At 59.7% G+C, this 15709-nt stretch carries 19 protein-coding genes and 1 pseudogene; 12 read left to right on the forward strand and 8 right to left on the reverse strand.

Going from position 1 to position 15709, the window contains the following annotated elements; all coding sequences use genetic code 11:
* Nucleotides 1-64: 64 nt before the first annotated feature.
* Nucleotides 65-796, reverse strand: a complete 732-nt coding sequence (locus BF95_RS22130) for a class I SAM-dependent methyltransferase (protein WP_043154506.1) — start codon at nucleotides 794-796, stop codon at nucleotides 65-67.
* 81 nt (nucleotides 797-877) lie between these two features.
* On the opposite strand from BF95_RS22130, the gene mutM reads away from it, so the two are divergent.
* The 4 genes from mutM (at nucleotide 878) to BF95_RS22150 (ending at nucleotide 4532) form a co-directional block, all read left to right on the forward strand.
* On the forward strand, nucleotides 878-1690 hold the full coding sequence (gene mutM / locus BF95_RS22135) for a bifunctional DNA-formamidopyrimidine glycosylase/DNA-(apurinic or apyrimidinic site) lyase (protein ID WP_043154544.1): 813 nt from the start codon (nucleotides 878-880) through the stop codon (nucleotides 1688-1690).
* A gap of 118 nt (nucleotides 1691-1808) precedes the next feature.
* Nucleotides 1809-2072 carry a 30S ribosomal protein S20 gene (rpsT, locus tag BF95_RS22140; protein WP_043154508.1) on the forward strand — a complete coding sequence of 88 codons (264 nt, stop codon included), beginning with the start codon at nucleotides 1809-1811 and terminating at the stop codon, nucleotides 2070-2072.
* 423 nt (nucleotides 2073-2495) lie between these two features.
* On the forward strand, nucleotides 2496-3902 hold the full coding sequence (gene dnaA / locus BF95_RS22145; RefSeq protein WP_043154510.1) for a chromosomal replication initiator protein DnaA: 1407 nt from the start codon (nucleotides 2496-2498) through the stop codon (nucleotides 3900-3902).
* Nucleotides 3903-3941: 39 nt separating this feature from the next.
* Nucleotides 3942-4532, forward strand: a complete 591-nt coding sequence (locus tag BF95_RS22150; protein ID WP_043154513.1) for a peptidylprolyl isomerase — start codon at nucleotides 3942-3944, stop codon at nucleotides 4530-4532.
* On the opposite strand, the gene BF95_RS22155 is transcribed toward BF95_RS22150, so the two are convergent.
* Both BF95_RS22155 and BF95_RS31220 read right to left on the reverse strand, forming a co-directional pair.
* Entirely contained in the window at nucleotides 4501-5751 is a 1251-nt protein-coding gene (locus BF95_RS22155) for a dicarboxylate/amino acid:cation symporter (RefSeq protein WP_043154514.1), read from the reverse strand. The genes BF95_RS22150 and BF95_RS22155 overlap by 32 nt on opposite strands.
* Before the next feature lie 100 nt (nucleotides 5752-5851).
* A pseudogene (locus BF95_RS31220) lies at nucleotides 5852-6969 on the reverse strand (penicillin-binding protein activator).
* Nucleotides 6970-7066: 97 nt separating this feature from the next.
* Between BF95_RS31220 and rsmI the strand changes: the two are divergent.
* From rsmI to BF95_RS27620, 5 genes are all read left to right on the forward strand, one after another.
* Nucleotides 7067-7909 carry a 16S rRNA (cytidine(1402)-2'-O)-methyltransferase gene (gene rsmI / locus BF95_RS22165; RefSeq protein ID WP_043154517.1) on the forward strand — a complete coding sequence of 281 codons (843 nt, stop codon included), beginning with the start codon at nucleotides 7067-7069 and terminating at the stop codon, nucleotides 7907-7909.
* Nucleotides 7906-8259 carry a YraN family protein gene (locus tag BF95_RS22170; RefSeq protein ID WP_043154519.1) on the forward strand — a complete coding sequence of 118 codons (354 nt, stop codon included), beginning with the start codon at nucleotides 7906-7908 and terminating at the stop codon, nucleotides 8257-8259. Before rsmI ends, BF95_RS22170 begins: the two co-directional genes overlap by 4 nt.
* 121 nt (nucleotides 8260-8380) lie before the next feature.
* Entirely contained in the window at nucleotides 8381-9355 is a 975-nt protein-coding gene (gene gshB / locus BF95_RS22175) for a glutathione synthase (RefSeq protein ID WP_043154522.1), read from the forward strand.
* Nucleotides 9356-9467: 112 nt separating this feature from the next.
* Nucleotides 9468-10127 (forward strand): DedA family protein, encoded by a 660-nt coding sequence (locus BF95_RS22180; RefSeq protein ID WP_043154525.1) that lies wholly within the window; start codon nucleotides 9468-9470, stop codon nucleotides 10125-10127.
* Entirely contained in the window at nucleotides 10124-10357 is a 234-nt protein-coding gene (locus BF95_RS27620) for a hypothetical protein (protein ID WP_152542886.1), read from the forward strand. The genes BF95_RS22180 and BF95_RS27620 overlap by 4 nt, the downstream gene beginning before the upstream one ends.
* A 385-nt stretch (nucleotides 10358-10742) precedes the next feature.
* Here the strand turns inward: BF95_RS27620 and BF95_RS30825 are convergent, their stop codons facing one another.
* Entirely contained in the window at nucleotides 10743-11060 is a 318-nt protein-coding gene (locus BF95_RS30825; RefSeq protein ID WP_327195506.1) for a DUF6771 family protein, read from the reverse strand.
* On the opposite strand from BF95_RS30825, the gene BF95_RS27625 reads away from it, so the two are divergent.
* The gene (locus BF95_RS27625) at nucleotides 10982-11584 is read left to right on the forward strand and encodes a hypothetical protein (RefSeq protein WP_152542887.1); all 603 of its coding nucleotides are present in this window, start codon (nucleotides 10982-10984) and stop codon (nucleotides 11582-11584) included. The two genes, BF95_RS30825 and BF95_RS27625, sit on opposite strands and share 79 nt — an antisense overlap.
* Before the next feature lies 1 nt (nucleotide 11585).
* On the opposite strand, the gene BF95_RS22195 is transcribed toward BF95_RS27625, so the two are convergent.
* Nucleotides 11586-11798, reverse strand: a complete 213-nt coding sequence (locus BF95_RS22195) for a hypothetical protein (protein ID WP_043154533.1) — start codon at nucleotides 11796-11798, stop codon at nucleotides 11586-11588.
* The gene (locus BF95_RS22200; RefSeq protein ID WP_235209939.1) at nucleotides 11795-12523 is read right to left on the reverse strand and encodes an SOS response-associated peptidase; all 729 of its coding nucleotides are present in this window, start codon (nucleotides 12521-12523) and stop codon (nucleotides 11795-11797) included. Before BF95_RS22200 ends, BF95_RS22195 begins: the two co-directional genes overlap by 4 nt.
* A gap of 63 nt (nucleotides 12524-12586) precedes the next feature.
* On the opposite strand from BF95_RS22200, the gene BF95_RS26755 reads away from it, so the two are divergent.
* Complete coding sequence (locus tag BF95_RS26755) at nucleotides 12587-13327, forward strand: restriction endonuclease (RefSeq protein ID WP_152542888.1); 741 nt, start codon at nucleotides 12587-12589, stop codon at nucleotides 13325-13327.
* A gap of 95 nt (nucleotides 13328-13422) precedes the next feature.
* Here the strand turns inward: BF95_RS26755 and BF95_RS22205 are convergent, their stop codons facing one another.
* Entirely contained in the window at nucleotides 13423-13761 is a 339-nt protein-coding gene (locus tag BF95_RS22205; protein ID WP_017182581.1) for a hypothetical protein, read from the reverse strand.
* Nucleotides 13762-13969: 208 nt separating this feature from the next.
* On the reverse strand, nucleotides 13970-14671 hold the full coding sequence (locus tag BF95_RS22215) for a hypothetical protein (RefSeq protein ID WP_152542889.1): 702 nt from the start codon (nucleotides 14669-14671) through the stop codon (nucleotides 13970-13972).
* Nucleotides 14672-14773: 102 nt separating this feature from the next.
* Here BF95_RS22215 and BF95_RS22220 point away from each other — a divergent pair, with 102 nt between their 5' ends.
* Nucleotides 14774-15244 carry a hypothetical protein gene (locus BF95_RS22220; RefSeq protein WP_017182584.1) on the forward strand — a complete coding sequence of 157 codons (471 nt, stop codon included), beginning with the start codon at nucleotides 14774-14776 and terminating at the stop codon, nucleotides 15242-15244.
* The last annotated feature ends 465 nt before the right edge of the window (nucleotides 15245-15709 follow it).

Here is a 15709-nt window from a genome sequence, read left to right on the forward strand (position 1 = left end):
CGCGTGAGGATGGCCCCCACCCCAACCCCTCCCCTGAAGGGGAGGGGTTTATTAAGAGTGCCCATCAAATCTTCCAGCCCGAATGGATCGCGACCAGGCCACCCAGGATCGGTTCGACCTTGGTCTGTACAAACCCGGCGTCGCGGATCATGCCTTCGAACTGGGGCATGGGCGGGAAGCGGCGGATCGACTCGATCAGATAGCGGTAGCTATCGGCGTCATTGGCAAACAGCTTGCCCAATTGCGGAACCAGCTTGTGCGAATAGACGTCATAGACGTCCGAAAAGCCCGGCCAGGTCGTGGTTGAAAATTCGAGGCAGAAGAAGCGCCCGCCAAATTTGAGCACGCGATGCGCTTCGGCCAGCGCCTGGTCGATATGCGTCACATTGCGGATGCCGAAGGCGATCGTATAGGCGTCGAAGCTGCGATCATCGAAGGTCAGTTGCTCTGCATTCTGCTCCGACCAGAGCAGGCCCTCCAGGCCCTTCTTCTTCGCGCGTTCCATGCCGACGCCCAGCATTTCCGGGTTGATGTCCGACACGGTGACGTCGGCGCCATATTTGTGCATGCGAAAGGCGATGTCGCCGGTGCCGCCGGCCATGTCGAGGATCGCCTCGCCTGGTCGGGGCTTCACGCGATGAACAAACTGGTCCTTCCACAACCGGTGCGCGCCCACCGACATGGCGTCGTTCATTAGGTCATATTTGGCCGCGACATTGGAAAAGACCTCACGGACCATGCCCTGTTTTTCGGCGGCATCGACGTCCCGATAGCCAAAGGATGCTGTTTCGCTCATATGTGACCCTCTAGACAGAGATTGCGTGCCGTTCCAGCCAAGAAGCTGGGAATTGGAAGCGCTCTTGCCTAGATGATCCTTATGCCAGAGCTTCCCGAAGTCGAAACCACCGTTGCAGGCCTTCGATCCGTATTGGAGGGCGCGGTTCTCGCTCGTGTCGAGCCGCGGCGCGCCGATCTGCGCTTCCCCATCCCGGTGGACCTGCGCCAGCGTTTGACCGGGGCGACAGTCACGGTGCTGACGCGCCGCGCCAAATATGGGCTGATCGCCACCGACCGGGGCGACATGATGATCTTTCACCTCGGCATGTCGGGCCGCTGGCGGGTGGACCCGACCGAGATTGGCACGCATGACCATCTGCTGATCGAGACTGGGGCAGGACGGCAACTGGCGCTCAACGATCCGCGCCGCTTTGGCTTTATCGATCTGGTGCGCAGCGATGCTTGGGAAGCCTATGGTCCGTTCACGCGGATGGGGCCGGAGCCGTTGGGGTCGGATTTCGACGCTGGCTATCTGACGGTCGTGCTCAAGGGCAAGGCGACGTCGATCAAGGCGGCGCTATTGGACCAGCGAGTGGTAGCGGGGCTGGGCAATATCTATGTCTGCGAGGCGCTGAACATGGCGGGCATCGCGCCGACGCGGGCGGCGGGGAAGATCAGCCGGTCGCGCCTCGTCCTGCTCGTCGATTCGATTCGCACGGTGCTGGCCGCTGCGATCGTTGCGGGCGGATCGACGCTGCGCGATTATGCGCGGCCGGACGGGGAATTGGGCTATTTTTCCAAGCAATGGCGCGTCTATGGTCGCGAAGGGGATATATGCCCCTGTGGCGGCACGGTGCAGCGGCGGGTCGATGGCGGTCGTTCCACCTTTTTCTGTCCAAAATGCCAGCGGTGAAGCGGGGCCAAATGGTTGACGCCCGGAACGAACCGCTGTAAGGCGCGCTCCTTCATGAGGCGGGTTGGCGAGTCCGACTGGTCTCTTTCCAAATATTGACGAGAACCGAGGACTCTAAATGGCCAATACGCCGCAAGCCAAGAAGCGCATCCGCCGCAACGAACGTCGCGCCGCAATCAATGGTGCCCGCATCAGCCGGATCCGTACCCTGGTGAAGAAGGTGGAAGCCGCCCTCGCCGCCGGTGACAAGGACGCTGCCGCCACCGCGCTGCAGTCGGTTCAGCCAGAAATGGCACGCGGCGTTGCGCGCGGCGTAATGCACAAGAACACCGCTTCGCGGAAGTTCGGCCGCCTGACCAAGGCCGTCAGCGCGCTCGCCTAAAGCTTTTCCCGCCTGAGGGACTGAACAAGCCCGCTCCCATCCAGGGATGCGGGCTTTTTCCTGTTCATTCACAAGACAGTCACAGAGCCGACACACGCAATTCCCGCGATTCGACGTGCATGCCCAAGTTAATCACCAAATAACTAACTCAAAAATAGCGATATTTTCGCAACTAACCCTTTTCTGCGGGTTTGCCGAGTCAACGGCTTTATTTCATTTTTTTGAACCGCAGCGCCCTTGATTGGAAGGAGCCGCCCTGTCTATTTTCGACATCCGGCCGCCGTCGAATCATCTCTGTGCGGCCGTCATTTAGTCAGCGGATGGGATGGACTCGGCAAAGCAGGGGCTTTTGCCGAAAGGGTTCGTTCGCGTCGCTGGTTCCTGCCCGTAGGCAGGGGGCATATTGGTAGGGTCGGCACGATAATGACGGAAAATATAGGCGTGGTGGATTGGCAGGAGGATGCAGGGGTACAGGCACATGCCGACCTCGAATCCACCTGGACGATGATCCGCGCCGGTCTGCGCCGCGACATTGGCGCGCGCATGTTCGACCAATGGCTCAAGCCGGTGCGGCTGGGTGACTATTGCCCGGATTCGCAGACGCTCGACCTGCTGGTCGCAACCGATTTCAGCGCCAATTTTGTGACGGGCCAGTTTGGCGACCGTCTGCGCATGGCCTGGCGCAGCGCCGGAGCGGAGGTGCGCGACATCCGGGTGCGCCGTGCCCCCGACGCCAGCGGCCCGCGACTGCTTGAAGTGGTCTGCGCGGAACCGGCGATGGACCCGGTGCCCGAAACCGTCGCCAGCGCCGTCAATTTCACGCCGCGCCATGGCTTTGCCGATTTCATCGTGGGTGAAAGCAACCAACTAGCCTGTTCTGCGGCTCGCGCGATGGCTGCAGAGGCCCAGCCGCGTTTCAGCCCCTTGTTCATCCAGGGCGGCACCGGCCAGGGCAAGACGCATCTGCTCCATGCGATTGCGGCCGCCTTTGCCGCCCATTCGCCGGGTGCGCCCGTTCTCTACATGTCGGCCGAACGTTTCATGATGGAGTTCGTCAATGCGATGCGCGCCAATGAGACGATGGCGTTCAAGGCGCGGTTGCGCGCGGCGCGTCTGCTGCTGATCGACGATATTCAGTTCATCGCGGGCAAGGGATCGACGCAGGAGGAGTTTCTCCACACGATCAACGATCTGATCGACACCGGCGCGCGTATCGTCGTGACCGCCGACCGGGCACCCCAGGCGCTCGAATCGATCGATCCGCGCATTTTGTCGCGACTGGCTGGGGGTTTGGTGGCGGATATTCAGCCCGCCAGTCTCGACCTGCGGCTGGCGATCCTCGAAGCCAAGCGCGCGGTTGCGGGCGATCCGCCGGTGCCCGACGCCGTGATCGACTTTCTGGCCCGCTCGATCCGTTCCAACGTGCGGGAACTGGAAGGCGCGTTCAACAAGCTGGTCGCCTATGGCCAGTTGACCGGCCGGGCGATCGACCTGGATTTCGCGCAGGGGATGCTGGCCGATGCGGTGCGGGCCAACGCTCGCCGCATCACGGTCGATGAGATTCAAAAGCTGTGCGCCGCCCATTACCGGATCGACGTTGCTGAAATGCGCTCCAAGCGCCGCGCCCGTGCGGTGGCGCGCCCGCGTCAGGTGGCTATGTATCTTGCCAAGAAAATGACGCCGCGCTCGCTGCCGGAAATCGGCCGCATCTTTGGTGGGCGCGACCATAGCACGGTGATCCACGCGGTCCGCACGATCGAGCAGCTGCGCGAAAGCAATCCCGACATCGACGCCGACGTTCGCGCGCTGTTGCGCCAGTTGGAGGGCTGAAGGGCTGGCATCGGGCGTATGAAGGGCTAGGCTGGCGCCATGATTCGCTCCCTCGCCCTTTGGCTCGCCGCACTCCTGATCCTCTCGCCTGCTTTTGCGCAGGCACCCGCCGATGTGCGGGTGGCGCTCGATACCGCGGCGGGGCGAATCGTGGTTGCCGTCCATGCCGACAAGGCGCCCGTCACTGCCTCTAATTTCCTCGCTTATGTCGATCAGAAGCGGTTGGACGGCACCGTCTTCTATCGCGGCGTCGGTGCGGCCGATTATGGCTTCGTGCAGGGCGGGGCACAAAATGACCCCAAGCGCATCCGGCCGCCGATCAAGCATGAACCGACCAGCCAGACCGGCCTGACCCATGATGACGGCGCGCTGTCGATGGCGCGCTATGCGCCGGGGAGCGCGACTGGTGACTTCTTCGTCGTGCTCGGCAAGATGCCTGCCATGGATGCCCAGCCGGAGGCGGCGGGCGACAATCAGGGCTTTGCCGTCTTTGCCCATGTGGTCGAAGGGCTGGACGTGGTGAAAACGATTCTGGCCGCGCCAAAGTCCGCCACGGCTGGCGAGGGCGTGATGAAGGGCCAGATGCTCGAAGCGCCGATCAAGATAATGACGGCGCGTCGGGTGCCGTAAGGCCGTTCTGATCGATGATACGCGTTACCGCCATGTCGGCGGTCACATTGCCGACGGTGCGGAAGATGTCGGGCACGGTCTCGACCGCCAGCAACAGCGGTAGCGCCTCCACCGGCACGCCCATGGCGAGGCAGATGGGGCCAGTGGTGGTGAAGAAACTCACCTGGCTGGGCAGGCCGACGGCGGCCAAGCTGACGATCGCGGCGACCGCCACGCCCATCACCATCTGTGCCGGGCCGATCGCTACCCCATTCATCGCCGCCACATAGAGGGCAACGCCCAGATTCGCGGGCGGGCTGGTGATACGAAACAGCGATATGGCGAGTGGCAACACGATGCTGCGTGTGGTCGGGCGTATCGCCAACGGCCCGTCGCTTGCCTGAATCATGGCGGGGAGCGAGGCGATCGAGCTTTGGGTCGAGAAGGCGATGGCCTGGGCCGGGAAGGCGGCGCGAGCGAATCGACCGGGCGCGATCCGGCCGAGCAGCGTCACCAGCGGATAGACGAGCAGGGTGACGACCAGGCAGATCAGCACGATGAAGCCGATATAATGGAGCAGCGCGCCAGCGGTGGCGAGGCCCGACCGCGCGCCCGCCACCAGCGCCAGCGCGAAGACGCCTATCGGCGCAAGCCATAGCACCCAATTGACGACCACCAGCAGCGCGTCGGTCAGCGCGTCGAACAGGCCGGTCAACTGCGCGCGGCGCGCCTCGGCGATGCGGGTGAGGGCAAAGCCGAAGATGAGCGCGAACAGCACGACGGCGACGACCTCGCCCTCGGCGGCGGCCTTGATCGGATTGGCGGGGATGAAGCCCAGCAGCCAGTCGGTCGATGGGCGGACGCCGGGCACTTCCGCCGTGCCCTCGGCCCCCGCCAACATGCCAACCGCGCCGGATGGGACCGGCCAGAGGTGCAGGAGCATTGGCCCGACGAGCGCCGCGACGGTGGACGAGGCGACCAGCAGGATCGCGAACAGGACAATGGCACGCCCGGCCATGCCGTTGGTGCGCGCGGTCGTGGCCGCCTGCGCGATGCCGGTCACCAGCAGCGCGAAAATCAGGGGGATGAGCGGCATTTGCAGGCCGTTGAGCCACGCCTTGCCCACCGGCTCGGCCAGGGCCAGCAGCGGCGCGTCCCACCCCTCGCCCCATTCGGCCAGGGCGATGCCACCAACCAGGCCCAGGATCAGCGCGACGAGGATGCGGACGGTCAAGGACATGGACGGGCGATCCCTTTCAGCCCCGAAACGGACCAAGGGGGACTATGCCGCCATCGCCAGGCGCAGGACAGGGAAATCCTGCGCCTGGCGGGTGGTCGCCTTAATCGCCGAAGCTGCGCGGGGCGGGGGCCACCACGGTCAGGCTGCCTGCGCCGATTTCGGCCACTTCCAGCGCGCGTTCGGCGACGCCGGAGCGCGAGAAGCGGAATGCGCCGTCGATGCCGGAAAAGCCGCCTGCATCGCGCAACCGCGCGGCAGGGAAAGCGCTGCCCGGCCTCCAGTCCTGCGCGATCCGCACCGTCAACAGCACGGCATCATAGCCAAGCGAAGACAGGCGGAAGGGCGTGCTGCCATAACGGGCGCGATATTTGGTCGCGAGCTGGCGATAGAGGCTGTCGGAGACGCTGGCGAACCAGGCCCCCCGCAGTACCGGGCTGGCGGACAGTGATCCTTCGGTATTCCATAATTCGGTGCCGAGCAGCCGCGCGGTCGCGCCGCCATTTTTGCGCACGATCGGCGCGATCTGCAGCGCGACGCGGCCGCTGTCGGCGATCAGCAGCGCGTCATAGCTGGAGGAGGCCTGCAATTTCTTGACCGCCGCCGTCATCGATGCGGCGCTGCGGTCGAAGGTCTGCATCGACACGACCGTGCCGCCTGCCTGCTCGACCGCGCGCAACAGGGCGTTGCCCGCCCGCTCGCCATAGGTGCCGCGCGGCACAAGCGCGCCGAACTGGCTCAGTCCCTTTTGCCGGGCGAAGCGACGACGCGCTCGATCGACTGATTGGGGTTGTAACCCATGATATAGACGCCGCTGCCCGCAACGCCGCTGTCGTTGGAAAAGCTGATCACCGGCACATTGGCGCGCGCCGCGATCGGCCCGATCACGCGGGCATCATCGGCCAGCAAGGGGCCAAGGATCAGGCGGTTGCCATCGGCCAGCGCCTTGTTGGCCGCCGCCGCCGCACCAAGCGCGGTGTCATAGGTGGTGATGCGGACCTTGTCGGTCTTGGTATCCATCAGCGCCAGCGTGGTGGCGTTGGCGATCGATTGGCCGACGCCCGCATTGGTGCCGGTCATCGGCACCAGCAGCGCGACGCGATGGCGCAACGTGTCGGTGGGCAGGCCTTCGGTCACGGTCGGGCCGGACGGCTGGGCCGGGCCGGTGGGGATGGCGGGTGCCGGTCCCTTGGGGACGATCGACTGACAGGCGGCGAGCATCAGGCGCTCGCGGCGAAAGCCAGTCGTGCGCCGCGTTTGAGGGAAGCGAACAAGTCCGCTTGCCGGGAGGCATCCGTCTCTGTCATCTGGCGTCCTTATGGAAACTCAATCATCGGGTCTTGAACCTGGGCTTTATATCGTCGCGGGGCCGATCGGCAACCTTGGTGACCTTACCCCCCGTGCGGCGGAGGTGTTGCGGCTGGCCGATGTCGTCGCGGTCGAGGATACGCGGGTCAGCGCGCGGCTACTCCGCCATGCAGGCTCTGACCGGCCGATGCTGCCCTATCATGACCATAGCGGCGAAAATGTGCGCCAGCGGCTGGTCGAGCGGATGGCAGGCGAATCGGTCGCTTTGCTGTCGGATGCGGGCACACCGCTGATTTCCGATCCGGGCTATAAGCTGGTGCGCGATGCGCGGGCGGCGGGGCGCATGATCACGACACTGCCGGGGCCGAGCGCGGCGATCGCGGCGCTGACCCTGTCGGGACTGCCGACCGATCGATTCCTGTTCATGGGATTCCTGCCGAGCAAGGCGAAGGCGCGGGGCGACGCACTCGACGAAGTGGCGGGATTGCGCGCGACTTTGGTCTTCTACGAAAGCGGGCCGCGCCTGTCGGAAAGCCTGTCGGCGATGGCGGCGCATCTGGGCGATCGGGAGGCAGCAGTCAGCCGGGAGATCAGCAAGACGTTCGAGGAAACGGCGTGCGGGACGCTGAGCGAATTATCCGCCCGCTATGCCGATGCCGCGCCCAGGGGCGAGATTGTGGTAACCGTCGGCCCGCCGGGCGAAGCGCCGCCCGCCACCGCAGAGGATGCCGATACGGCGCTGCGCGAGGCGTTGACCCGGCTGTCGGTGTCGAAGGCGGCGGGCGAGGTGGCCAAGAAACTGGGGCTGGACCGGCGCACGCTCTATGACCGGGCGACGGAATTGAAGGGGTGAAGCGCGAAAGCGCCGAGCGGCGGGGCCGTCAGGCGGAACGGATCGCCGCCTGGTGGCTGCGGCTCAAAGGCTGGCAGATCGTTGGGCGGCGGATGCGGACCCCGGCGGGCGAGGTCGATCTGGTCGCGCGCAAGGGCGCGATGCTGGCCTTCGTCGAGGTCAAGGCGCGCGCCACGGCGGCGGAACTGGACCTGGCGATCGACGAACGGCGGTTGCGCCGTGTCGCGGCGGCGGCGGAAATATTGTGGCATGACCTCGGCAAAGCGGGGGACGATATGCGAATCGACGTCATCCTCCTTGCGCCAGGCCGCGCGCCACGCCATCTGGCGAATGTCTGGCATGGGGGGTGATGTGCCGCCCAGCGCCCCATATCCCGTTCGTTTCGAGCGAAGTCGAGAAATGCCGCATGTGCGCGACGCGCTTCTCGACACGCTCGAAGCGAACGGATGTTGTTAGTGGAAGGCCTTTTGGATGACGCAGCTCAACCCCCTGACCGTCGCGGTGCAGATGGACCCGATGGAGGGCATCAAGATCGCGGGCGATTCGACTTTCCACATCATGCTGGCGGGGCAGGCGCGGGGGCACCGGCTCTATCATTATCTCGCCCATGACCTGACGTTCCGCGAGGGCCGGGTGCTGGCCAAGGCGCGGCCGGTGCATGTGCAGAAGGTGGATGGCGATCATTTCGCCTATGGGCCGGAGGAGATGATCGACCTTGGCCGCGATGTCGATGTCGTGCTGATGCGGCAGGATCCGCCCTTCGACCTGTCCTACATCACCGCCACGCATCTGCTGGAGCGGGTGCAGGATGAGACATTGGTGGTCAACGACCCCGCCAGCGTCCGCAATGCGCCCGAAAAATTGTTCGTGTTGGATTATGCGCGCTTCATGCCGCCGACGATGATCACCCGTGACTTGGCCGAAGTGCGATCCTTCCTGGCCGAACATGGTGAGATCGTGGTCAAGCCGCTCTACGGCAATGGCGGCGTGGCGGTGTTTCATGTCGGCAAAAATGGCGCCAACCTCTCTTCGCTGGTGGAACTCTTCAACGCCTCGTGGGTCGAGCCGTTCATGGTTCAGGCCTTCATTCCCGGCGTCGCGGAGGGCGACAAGCGCATCGTGCTGGTCGATGGCGAAGTCGCAGGCGCGGTCAACCGCATCCCCGGCGCGGGCGAAATCCGCTCCAACCTGGCGGTCGGTGGCTCTGCGGCCAAGACGGTATTGACCGACAAGGAGCGCGAGATCTGCGCGGCGATGGGGCCGGAACTCAAGCGTCGCGGCCTGCTGTTCGTGGGCATCGACGTGATCGGCGGCGAATGGCTGACCGAAATCAACGTGACCTCGCCGACTGGGATCGTATCGATTGAGGCGTTCGACGGGACCGACACCGGCGGGCTCATCTGGGACGCGATCGATGCCCGACTCGCGGCGCGCGTGGCGGCCTAATCCTCATGATCCTCCATCGTCATCCCAGCGAAAGCTGGGATCTCCCTTCCTCCTTTGGCGCGACAAGCAAGAGGGATGCCAGCGTGCGCTGGCATGACGGGGAGCGCGTGGTTTGACTGACTGGGTTCTCCGCCTGATCGATGCGGGCGGCTATTGGGGCATTTTCCTGCTGATGGTGCTGGAAAATGTCTTTCCGCCGATCCCGTCCGAACTGATCATGGGCATTGGCGGCATTCGCGTCGGCCAGGGGCGGATGGACATGGGCTGGCTGCTGCTGGCTGGCACGATCGGCACCACGGTCGGCAATTATTTCTGGTATATGGTCGGCCATGTGCTGGGCTTTGCTCGGTTGAAGCCGCTGGTGGATCGCTACGGCCGCTGGGCCACGCTGGAATGGCGCGATGTCGAGGCGCTCGACCGCTTGTTCGGCAAATATGGCCAGATCGTCGTGTTCGTCTTCCGCTTCATGCCCGCGCTGCGGACGATGATCTCGCTGCCCGCCGGACTGTTTCGGATGGGGCATATCCGCTTTCAAGCACGCACATCTGTAAAAGGAAAAACGCTTCATTTCCTCAACACACACGGGCGTTTTTTGGCCTTTACAGCAGCAGGTGCGCTGATCTGGAATGTCATTCTTGCCTACGCTGGCATGTATCTGGGTAAGCGCATTACCGAGATCGACCAGTATCTTGGCCCGATCACCACTGCCTGTATCGTGTTGATGGTCGTCGTCTATATCTACCGGCTGATTACCTGGAAGCCGAAGGGATGAAGCGCGGCCCGAAATGGTGGGAATGCTTTTTGCTCTACACCCCGGTGATCATGCTGGTATTCGGATGCGTTGGATTAACTATCAACGCTCTATCGAATTGGCTCTTCACAACATCATTCGATCATGACCAAGTGATTGCCTTCACCGGCATACTGGCACTCGTCACAGGTGTCTATTTTTCCTATGATGAGTGGAAGCTAGAGCGCTCTTTCAGACGAAAACGCCCCTGATGACACAATGTCTTAATTAAACGCAGCCATCGATCCCTATCGCTTATCCCTTCTGATTTATCCGGTGCTTAATCAAGTCGCGTAGATTGTATAGGATTAAATCCGCACGTGCTCTGCGCATTATCGGATTTTCGGCGGGTGGACTGTCGCTAGTTCGCGCGATGGCCCGATCTTGCCAGCAGGGCGTCGGCACCTGCTACATACGAGATGTCGGTAGACGCTCCCAATATGCGTCGCCCAGCCGCGCAGCACGAAATAACGCTCCAATTCCTTGGCATCGAAAACGCTGGTTCGTCGGCAGGTGTAGCAGAGGGCATATATGTTGGCTTCCCGGCTCGTGTAGTGGCCGAGATTGTCCCACTTGAGATTGCGGTAATCCCCCACGTCACAGCGGGAGCATCATTTGCCTGTGATCCCAGATTGTCGGGGGATGCTCTATGGCGGTCATGATGCTCTGCGCTAGTTCGACTGCCGCTTGCTCACGAAGGCGCTCGTTGGGTGCCGTGAGGGCAACTCGTGCCCATGCTGGCGCGTGAAGGAGGCTCTGCGCGAGCCATAGGGAATCAGGGTGGGTCATGGGAACATCGTAAGGAACGAAAAGGGAACAACGCAAGAGGGATTGCGGTGAACGGCGTGGCCGATAGGATTGTGCTGACAGATGGGGGAATGAATTTGCGCATTGCGATTGGATTGGTGACAGCATGTATCTTGTCGGCTTGCGGCCCTGCGCCCACGTTAGGCGAGAGCTACGCGGGACCATGGCAAGAACCGTCGCCGGACGTAATGGTATTGTTGGCGAAGAAAGACATTCGCGGCTGCGGTGAGTTTTATCAAAAAACCAGCATAAGCAATCAAGGCGAATATGCTGTTGCCTGTACAAAGGATGGCAGAAATTGGGATGGCTATCTTGCTTGGCCGCGCGTTGATGAGGTGATTGGGCCGGATTTAACACTAGTTGGAAGATCGGCGGACCACCCTATCAACCGAAAGCGGATCAGCAGGGAAGCTCAACGAAAAATCACAGTAGAAGAGGAGACAGCCATGATCGCGGAATTCAGCCTGCTCGACGGAAACCCTGTGACCATTAATATGGATCAAATCGACTATTTTCAGCCAAGCGATGATGGAACACTCGTGGTTTTCGCCGATGGCCGAAATCTGGAACTGATGGATGCCTATGATGCCGTGGCAGAGGTCATGAACCCGGAGAAGCAGGCGGGCTGCTAAATTACTGCTGCGACGTAGTTCCTTGGCTATTGACGATCATCCCTACGCAATTTCGGATGACCACCCACTTTAAGAAAAGCTCATGCTCCCTCTCTTCCATCAGAACGTCGATCATCATCTGTAGATAGGGGCCGACATCATCACCATATTGATCGATGAGTTTCCGTGCCTCTGCCCAGCATTCCGCTTCGTCAGGCTGTTGGAGGCCGGTCATATGAGTAAATCCCGATCCAGCGCCGGTCCCGACTTCCTAGCCCACAAGGCTGATGTGGCATCGACGGTGATCTTCGCGGCGGGGTAGGGCTTGTCGAACTGGAATAGATTTTCCAGCGGCGCTGTCAGCCAAGTGTCCCAATGCTCCGGGTCGATGATGACCGGCGACCGATCATGAATGTCGATCAACTCAGGCGCGTTCTCGGTCATCACGCCGGTATAGACGTTCCCCCACTCCGGGCTGTCGTTCCATAATCCAGCCCACGCGAAGATCGGCTGGTCCGTCACGGCAAGCCATGTCTCTGTCATGCGGCCTCGTTCCCCAACGGCTTCTGCGTATCGGGCAGTAGGGATGAGGCATCGGTTGGCTGGACTTGCTGCCCATCGCCGCCAAAATGTGTTCAGCTTGTCGAACCGGGCATTATTCACGGGCTTGGGCTTGAGCGGAAGGCCGGTTTTCTTGCTTTTGAGCGAGACAGGAAAGCCCCAGGTCATTTGATCCAAGACGCGCTCACCGTCGATCAGCCGAATGACGCTGCCCGGTTCCTTGGGATGAACCAGTAATGGGCCTTCATTGAACCGAGCACCGACTTTTGCGCCAAACAGGTTCAGCACCTTATCGGTGATACCGCGTTCTGCTCGATTACACATATGGGGAAGGTGGTTTGGTGGGGAGGTCAAGTCAAGCCAGCAAGCGTCATACGCCGACGGAGCGAAATGGACCATGACAAGGGGCTTGCGCGCGAACCATGGTCGAATAGGATGGCCTGAACGGGGCTGGAGGCCAAAGTGGAAGGTATTGTATTTGTTGCTCTAATTATGATTGTTGCTTGGGTGGTGGGCAACAATCGTAAACATAAATCCGAGTGTCAGGAACGATCAGCGTCAACAAGTGAAGCTATTAGACTATCTATTATCGAGAATTTAGTTCGAGCTCAATATAATGCTCTCGATGAAGTCGTATCTCTTCATATCAAGGCGCTCGCTAAAAAGTACGATATGCTGACATTCACAGATGACTATGGAAACGAGAATACGGCTCGGTTCAAAAATGAAGCGGAGTATTTTTGTAAAACCGTTGTACCGTCAGACCTTATCGAGGAAATCGGCTACGATAATGCTGTTGCGACAGTTATCAACATGGTACAATTCAAAAGATACTCACTTTCCTCCTCTGAAATGGCATATGAACGAGATATGCGCGGAGAGGAATTTGAGGCGCTTGTAGAAAGCATATTCCATCGACATGGAATAGTAACCCGTAGAACAGCAATTTCAGGTGATCAGGGCGTAGATCTTCTAGCGATAGTTGACGAAGAAATTGTCGCAATTCAGTGTAAACGGTCTGCGTCTACTGTAGGAAATAAGGCGGTCCAAGAAGTTGTTGCCGGAATGATACACTATGATGCCCAAAAGGCGTGGGTAGTATCCGATGCGGATTTTTCTCCGGCAGCTAGACAATTAGCTAAATCAGCGAGAGTTGCGTTGCTTCACTATAGTGAAATTGAAGATCTGATTACGGTAAAATAGATCGATATAGATCATCAGATATTACTATTCTATTCAGAACTTCGATTAAAGGATCGCTGATAACCCGGCAGCCGAAGCTGCCGGGTCCAATGTCTTTAGACGGATAGGTTCAGACCACCGTTGGATTTCGCATTCGACAAAATCGCTGCGCCCATCGAAGCCATTTGAGCCTTGATAAACGACCTGTCGGCGGCTTGTATCTGCTCGATTTCCTCGTGCGCGATCATCTTTGCCTGAATGACGGGCATCTTCTCGTGAATGTGCTTCTTCATGGTCAGGTCGAGCATATCGCAACGCTTCTTCGCGTCACGGCGGCGTTGGTTCGCTGCGCGCAATTGGCCCTCCACAGCGACCAATTCCTGTTCAACAGCCTCTAAAGCTGTGTAGGCGGCGCGGGTTTCGTCAATCAACTTCTCGATAGCATTGTCTGCCATTTTGTTCTCCTTCAATTCGCATATTTACCGCTTCACTTCACATCTTGTGGAGGGGCCAAAGGGGCGCTCAAGAGGATCAATGCCTTCTCGATAGCGAGGGCCAAGGGACACTTGGCGTCTTTGCTACGAAGAACATCTAAGTCCTGTTTTATGATTGCTGCGGCATCTAGGGCTGGCAGTGGATCGGCTTTGATGTCGGCTGGCTTGATCATGACTGACCCGGAAAGAAGAATAGCTCTTCATCATTGGCGGCGAAGAACTGCTCTGCTGCCTCGTCAGTGGTTACAACCTCCTTGTCACGAGCGTTAACCCAGACACCCACATTGCTGTCGCGGTAATCGAATGGATCGAGCATCGAGCGACAATGATCGAATAATTCGACGTAGGGATTTACAACATATGGGGCAAACAAGTAGCTGGATGCGACCTTGCCCTCTTGATGCTCACCGATGCCAATTTCACTGAATAGAAGGGATGCTACTCTGGTGTAGAGCGCGGTGTCGAGAATAGGCCTATCTAGTGGAAAGACGACCATGACACCGGGGCGAGCAGCAGGACCAAACTCGGTCTGTGTGTCGATGAGCAAGTAGGTGTAAGGCATACTGGCTAAGCGCTTTTCTAGCTGATGCTTTGCGCTGTAGGGGTAATCCAGCATGATCGCGGTCATCTGCTTGATCTCGGCCTTCAGGTGGTTCTTCTCATATTCCGCGAATGACATATACTGCTCAATGGAATGCTTGTTCATATGCCAGATCAGGTCGAGTAGAACGTCCTTCAAAGATAGCTGTATAACCGTCTCGCCGTTGACTTCTCGTTCTTCGCTGTAGAGAGATGTTGTGTAGCTGGCGTTCACGACATTGCGCTTTGCGCGGCCTGCCCAAAGACTGATGTGATGCGTAGGTTGGGACATTTTGTTCTCCTAGTTTTTCCTTCACCACTATTTACAAAACATATTGATTTTTAGGGCAGATAAGGGGTCAAACGATCCAAGTTGATCTCAGATAAGTAGGTGATGACAAGGATCACAATCAACGGAACACCCAAGACACTTGAGGACTGGGAACTCGGCAGCGGTGTAGCGGCTCAGACTATCAAGGATCGGTATCTTCTCGGCTATGTGGGAGACATACTGCTCATCAGCAAAAGGGAGTGGCGTCTCATGGACGAACTCGCGGATGCTGAACCCAAGGATGATTATGAGAAGGCGATCCGCAAAATGATAAAGGCGGAAATCCCTCAATTCAGGTTCGACATCATCGTTGAGCTATGTCGGGATATTGGGCTTGGTGTATTCAAGCCCAGCGCCCTCAGGCGTAACCTGTCTCGTGGCAATCAGAGAAGTGCCGTTCTGATGACGACCATGAACGAGCCGGTTGAGGGCGGGCTGTTGAGCTTTTATGGCCCCAAGGATAAGCCGCGTATGTCTTGGATGAAAGACCGCGCCGACCAATGGCGCAGATGGCGAACGCCTCTAGATAAGTAGATCGAACGACCGAAGATGCTCCGTGGGGCTGCTCAATCTCAGGTCGTCATGGGAAGCCCGGTCAGTGTAAGCTGCTCCGGGCTTTTCTCATTTGCCTGCGGGACGAACCTCTAGGATTTGTCGGATTCTTTCGCTATCTCAGCAAAGTAGTTTTCTGCTCTTCCCCCGATCTTCTCTAGCTGCTTCTCCATCCGTGTCTGGCTGTCTTTGAAGTGGCTAATGTCCTTCTCCAACACAATGATCTTTTTCTCGATCAGTGGAACGCTGCTGCTCAACATCGTGTAGGCGGCGCTGCGTTTTCCCTTTAACGTCAGTGCGCGTCTCCTTTGATATCGTCATTGAGCTTATCCACGATGGTTTCCARCTTGCCGGTCATCCATTCGCGGTCCTCTTTCCGACGATCGCCTATCCATCTCAAAATCCATCCAGCGATCGCGAGYGCACCCACGATGATCGATATGTAGA

The organism is Sphingobium sp. Ant17, assembly GCF_000588875.1.
Classification (GTDB): domain Bacteria; phylum Pseudomonadota; class Alphaproteobacteria; order Sphingomonadales; family Sphingomonadaceae; genus Sphingobium.

Bases quoted from the DNA above. Each gene is read 5' to 3' on its own strand.
- BF95_RS22195 (WP_043154533.1), bottom strand. From the start codon at position 11,798: ATGACCGGCCTCCAACAGCCTGACGAAGCGGAATGCTGGGCAGAGGCA.
- BF95_RS22200 (WP_235209939.1), bottom strand. From the start codon at position 12,523: ATGGTCCATTTCGCTCCGTCGGCGTATGACGCTTGCTGGCTTGACTTG.
- gshB (WP_043154522.1), top strand. From the start codon at position 8,381: ATGACGCAGCTCAACCCCCTGACCGTCGCGGTGCAGATGGACCCGATG.
- rpsT (WP_043154508.1), top strand. From the start codon at position 1,809: ATGGCCAATACGCCGCAAGCCAAGAAGCGCATCCGCCGCAACGAACGT.
- BF95_RS30825 (WP_327195506.1), bottom strand. From the start codon at position 11,060: ATGCTGTCACCAATCCAATCGCAATGCGCAAATTCATTCCCCCATCTG.
- BF95_RS22130 (WP_043154506.1), bottom strand. From the start codon at position 796: ATGAGCGAAACAGCATCCTTTGGCTATCGGGACGTCGATGCCGCCGAA.
- dnaA (WP_043154510.1), top strand. From the start codon at position 2,496: ATGACGGAAAATATAGGCGTGGTGGATTGGCAGGAGGATGCAGGGGTA.
- BF95_RS27620 (WP_152542886.1), top strand. From the start codon at position 10,124: ATGAAGCGCGGCCCGAAATGGTGGGAATGCTTTTTGCTCTACACCCCG.
- BF95_RS22155 (WP_043154514.1), bottom strand. From the start codon at position 5,751: ATGTCCTTGACCGTCCGCATCCTCGTCGCGCTGATCCTGGGCCTGGTT.
- BF95_RS22220 (WP_017182584.1), top strand. From the start codon at position 14,774: ATGACAAGGATCACAATCAACGGAACACCCAAGACACTTGAGGACTGG.
- BF95_RS22150 (WP_043154513.1), top strand. From the start codon at position 3,942: ATGATTCGCTCCCTCGCCCTTTGGCTCGCCGCACTCCTGATCCTCTCG.
- BF95_RS22205 (WP_017182581.1), bottom strand. From the start codon at position 13,761: ATGGCAGACAATGCTATCGAGAAGTTGATTGACGAAACCCGCGCCGCC.
- BF95_RS22215 (WP_152542889.1), bottom strand. From the start codon at position 14,671: ATGTCCCAACCTACGCATCACATCAGTCTTTGGGCAGGCCGCGCAAAG.
- rsmI (WP_043154517.1), top strand. From the start codon at position 7,067: ATGGAAACTCAATCATCGGGTCTTGAACCTGGGCTTTATATCGTCGCG.
- mutM (WP_043154544.1), top strand. From the start codon at position 878: ATGCCAGAGCTTCCCGAAGTCGAAACCACCGTTGCAGGCCTTCGATCC.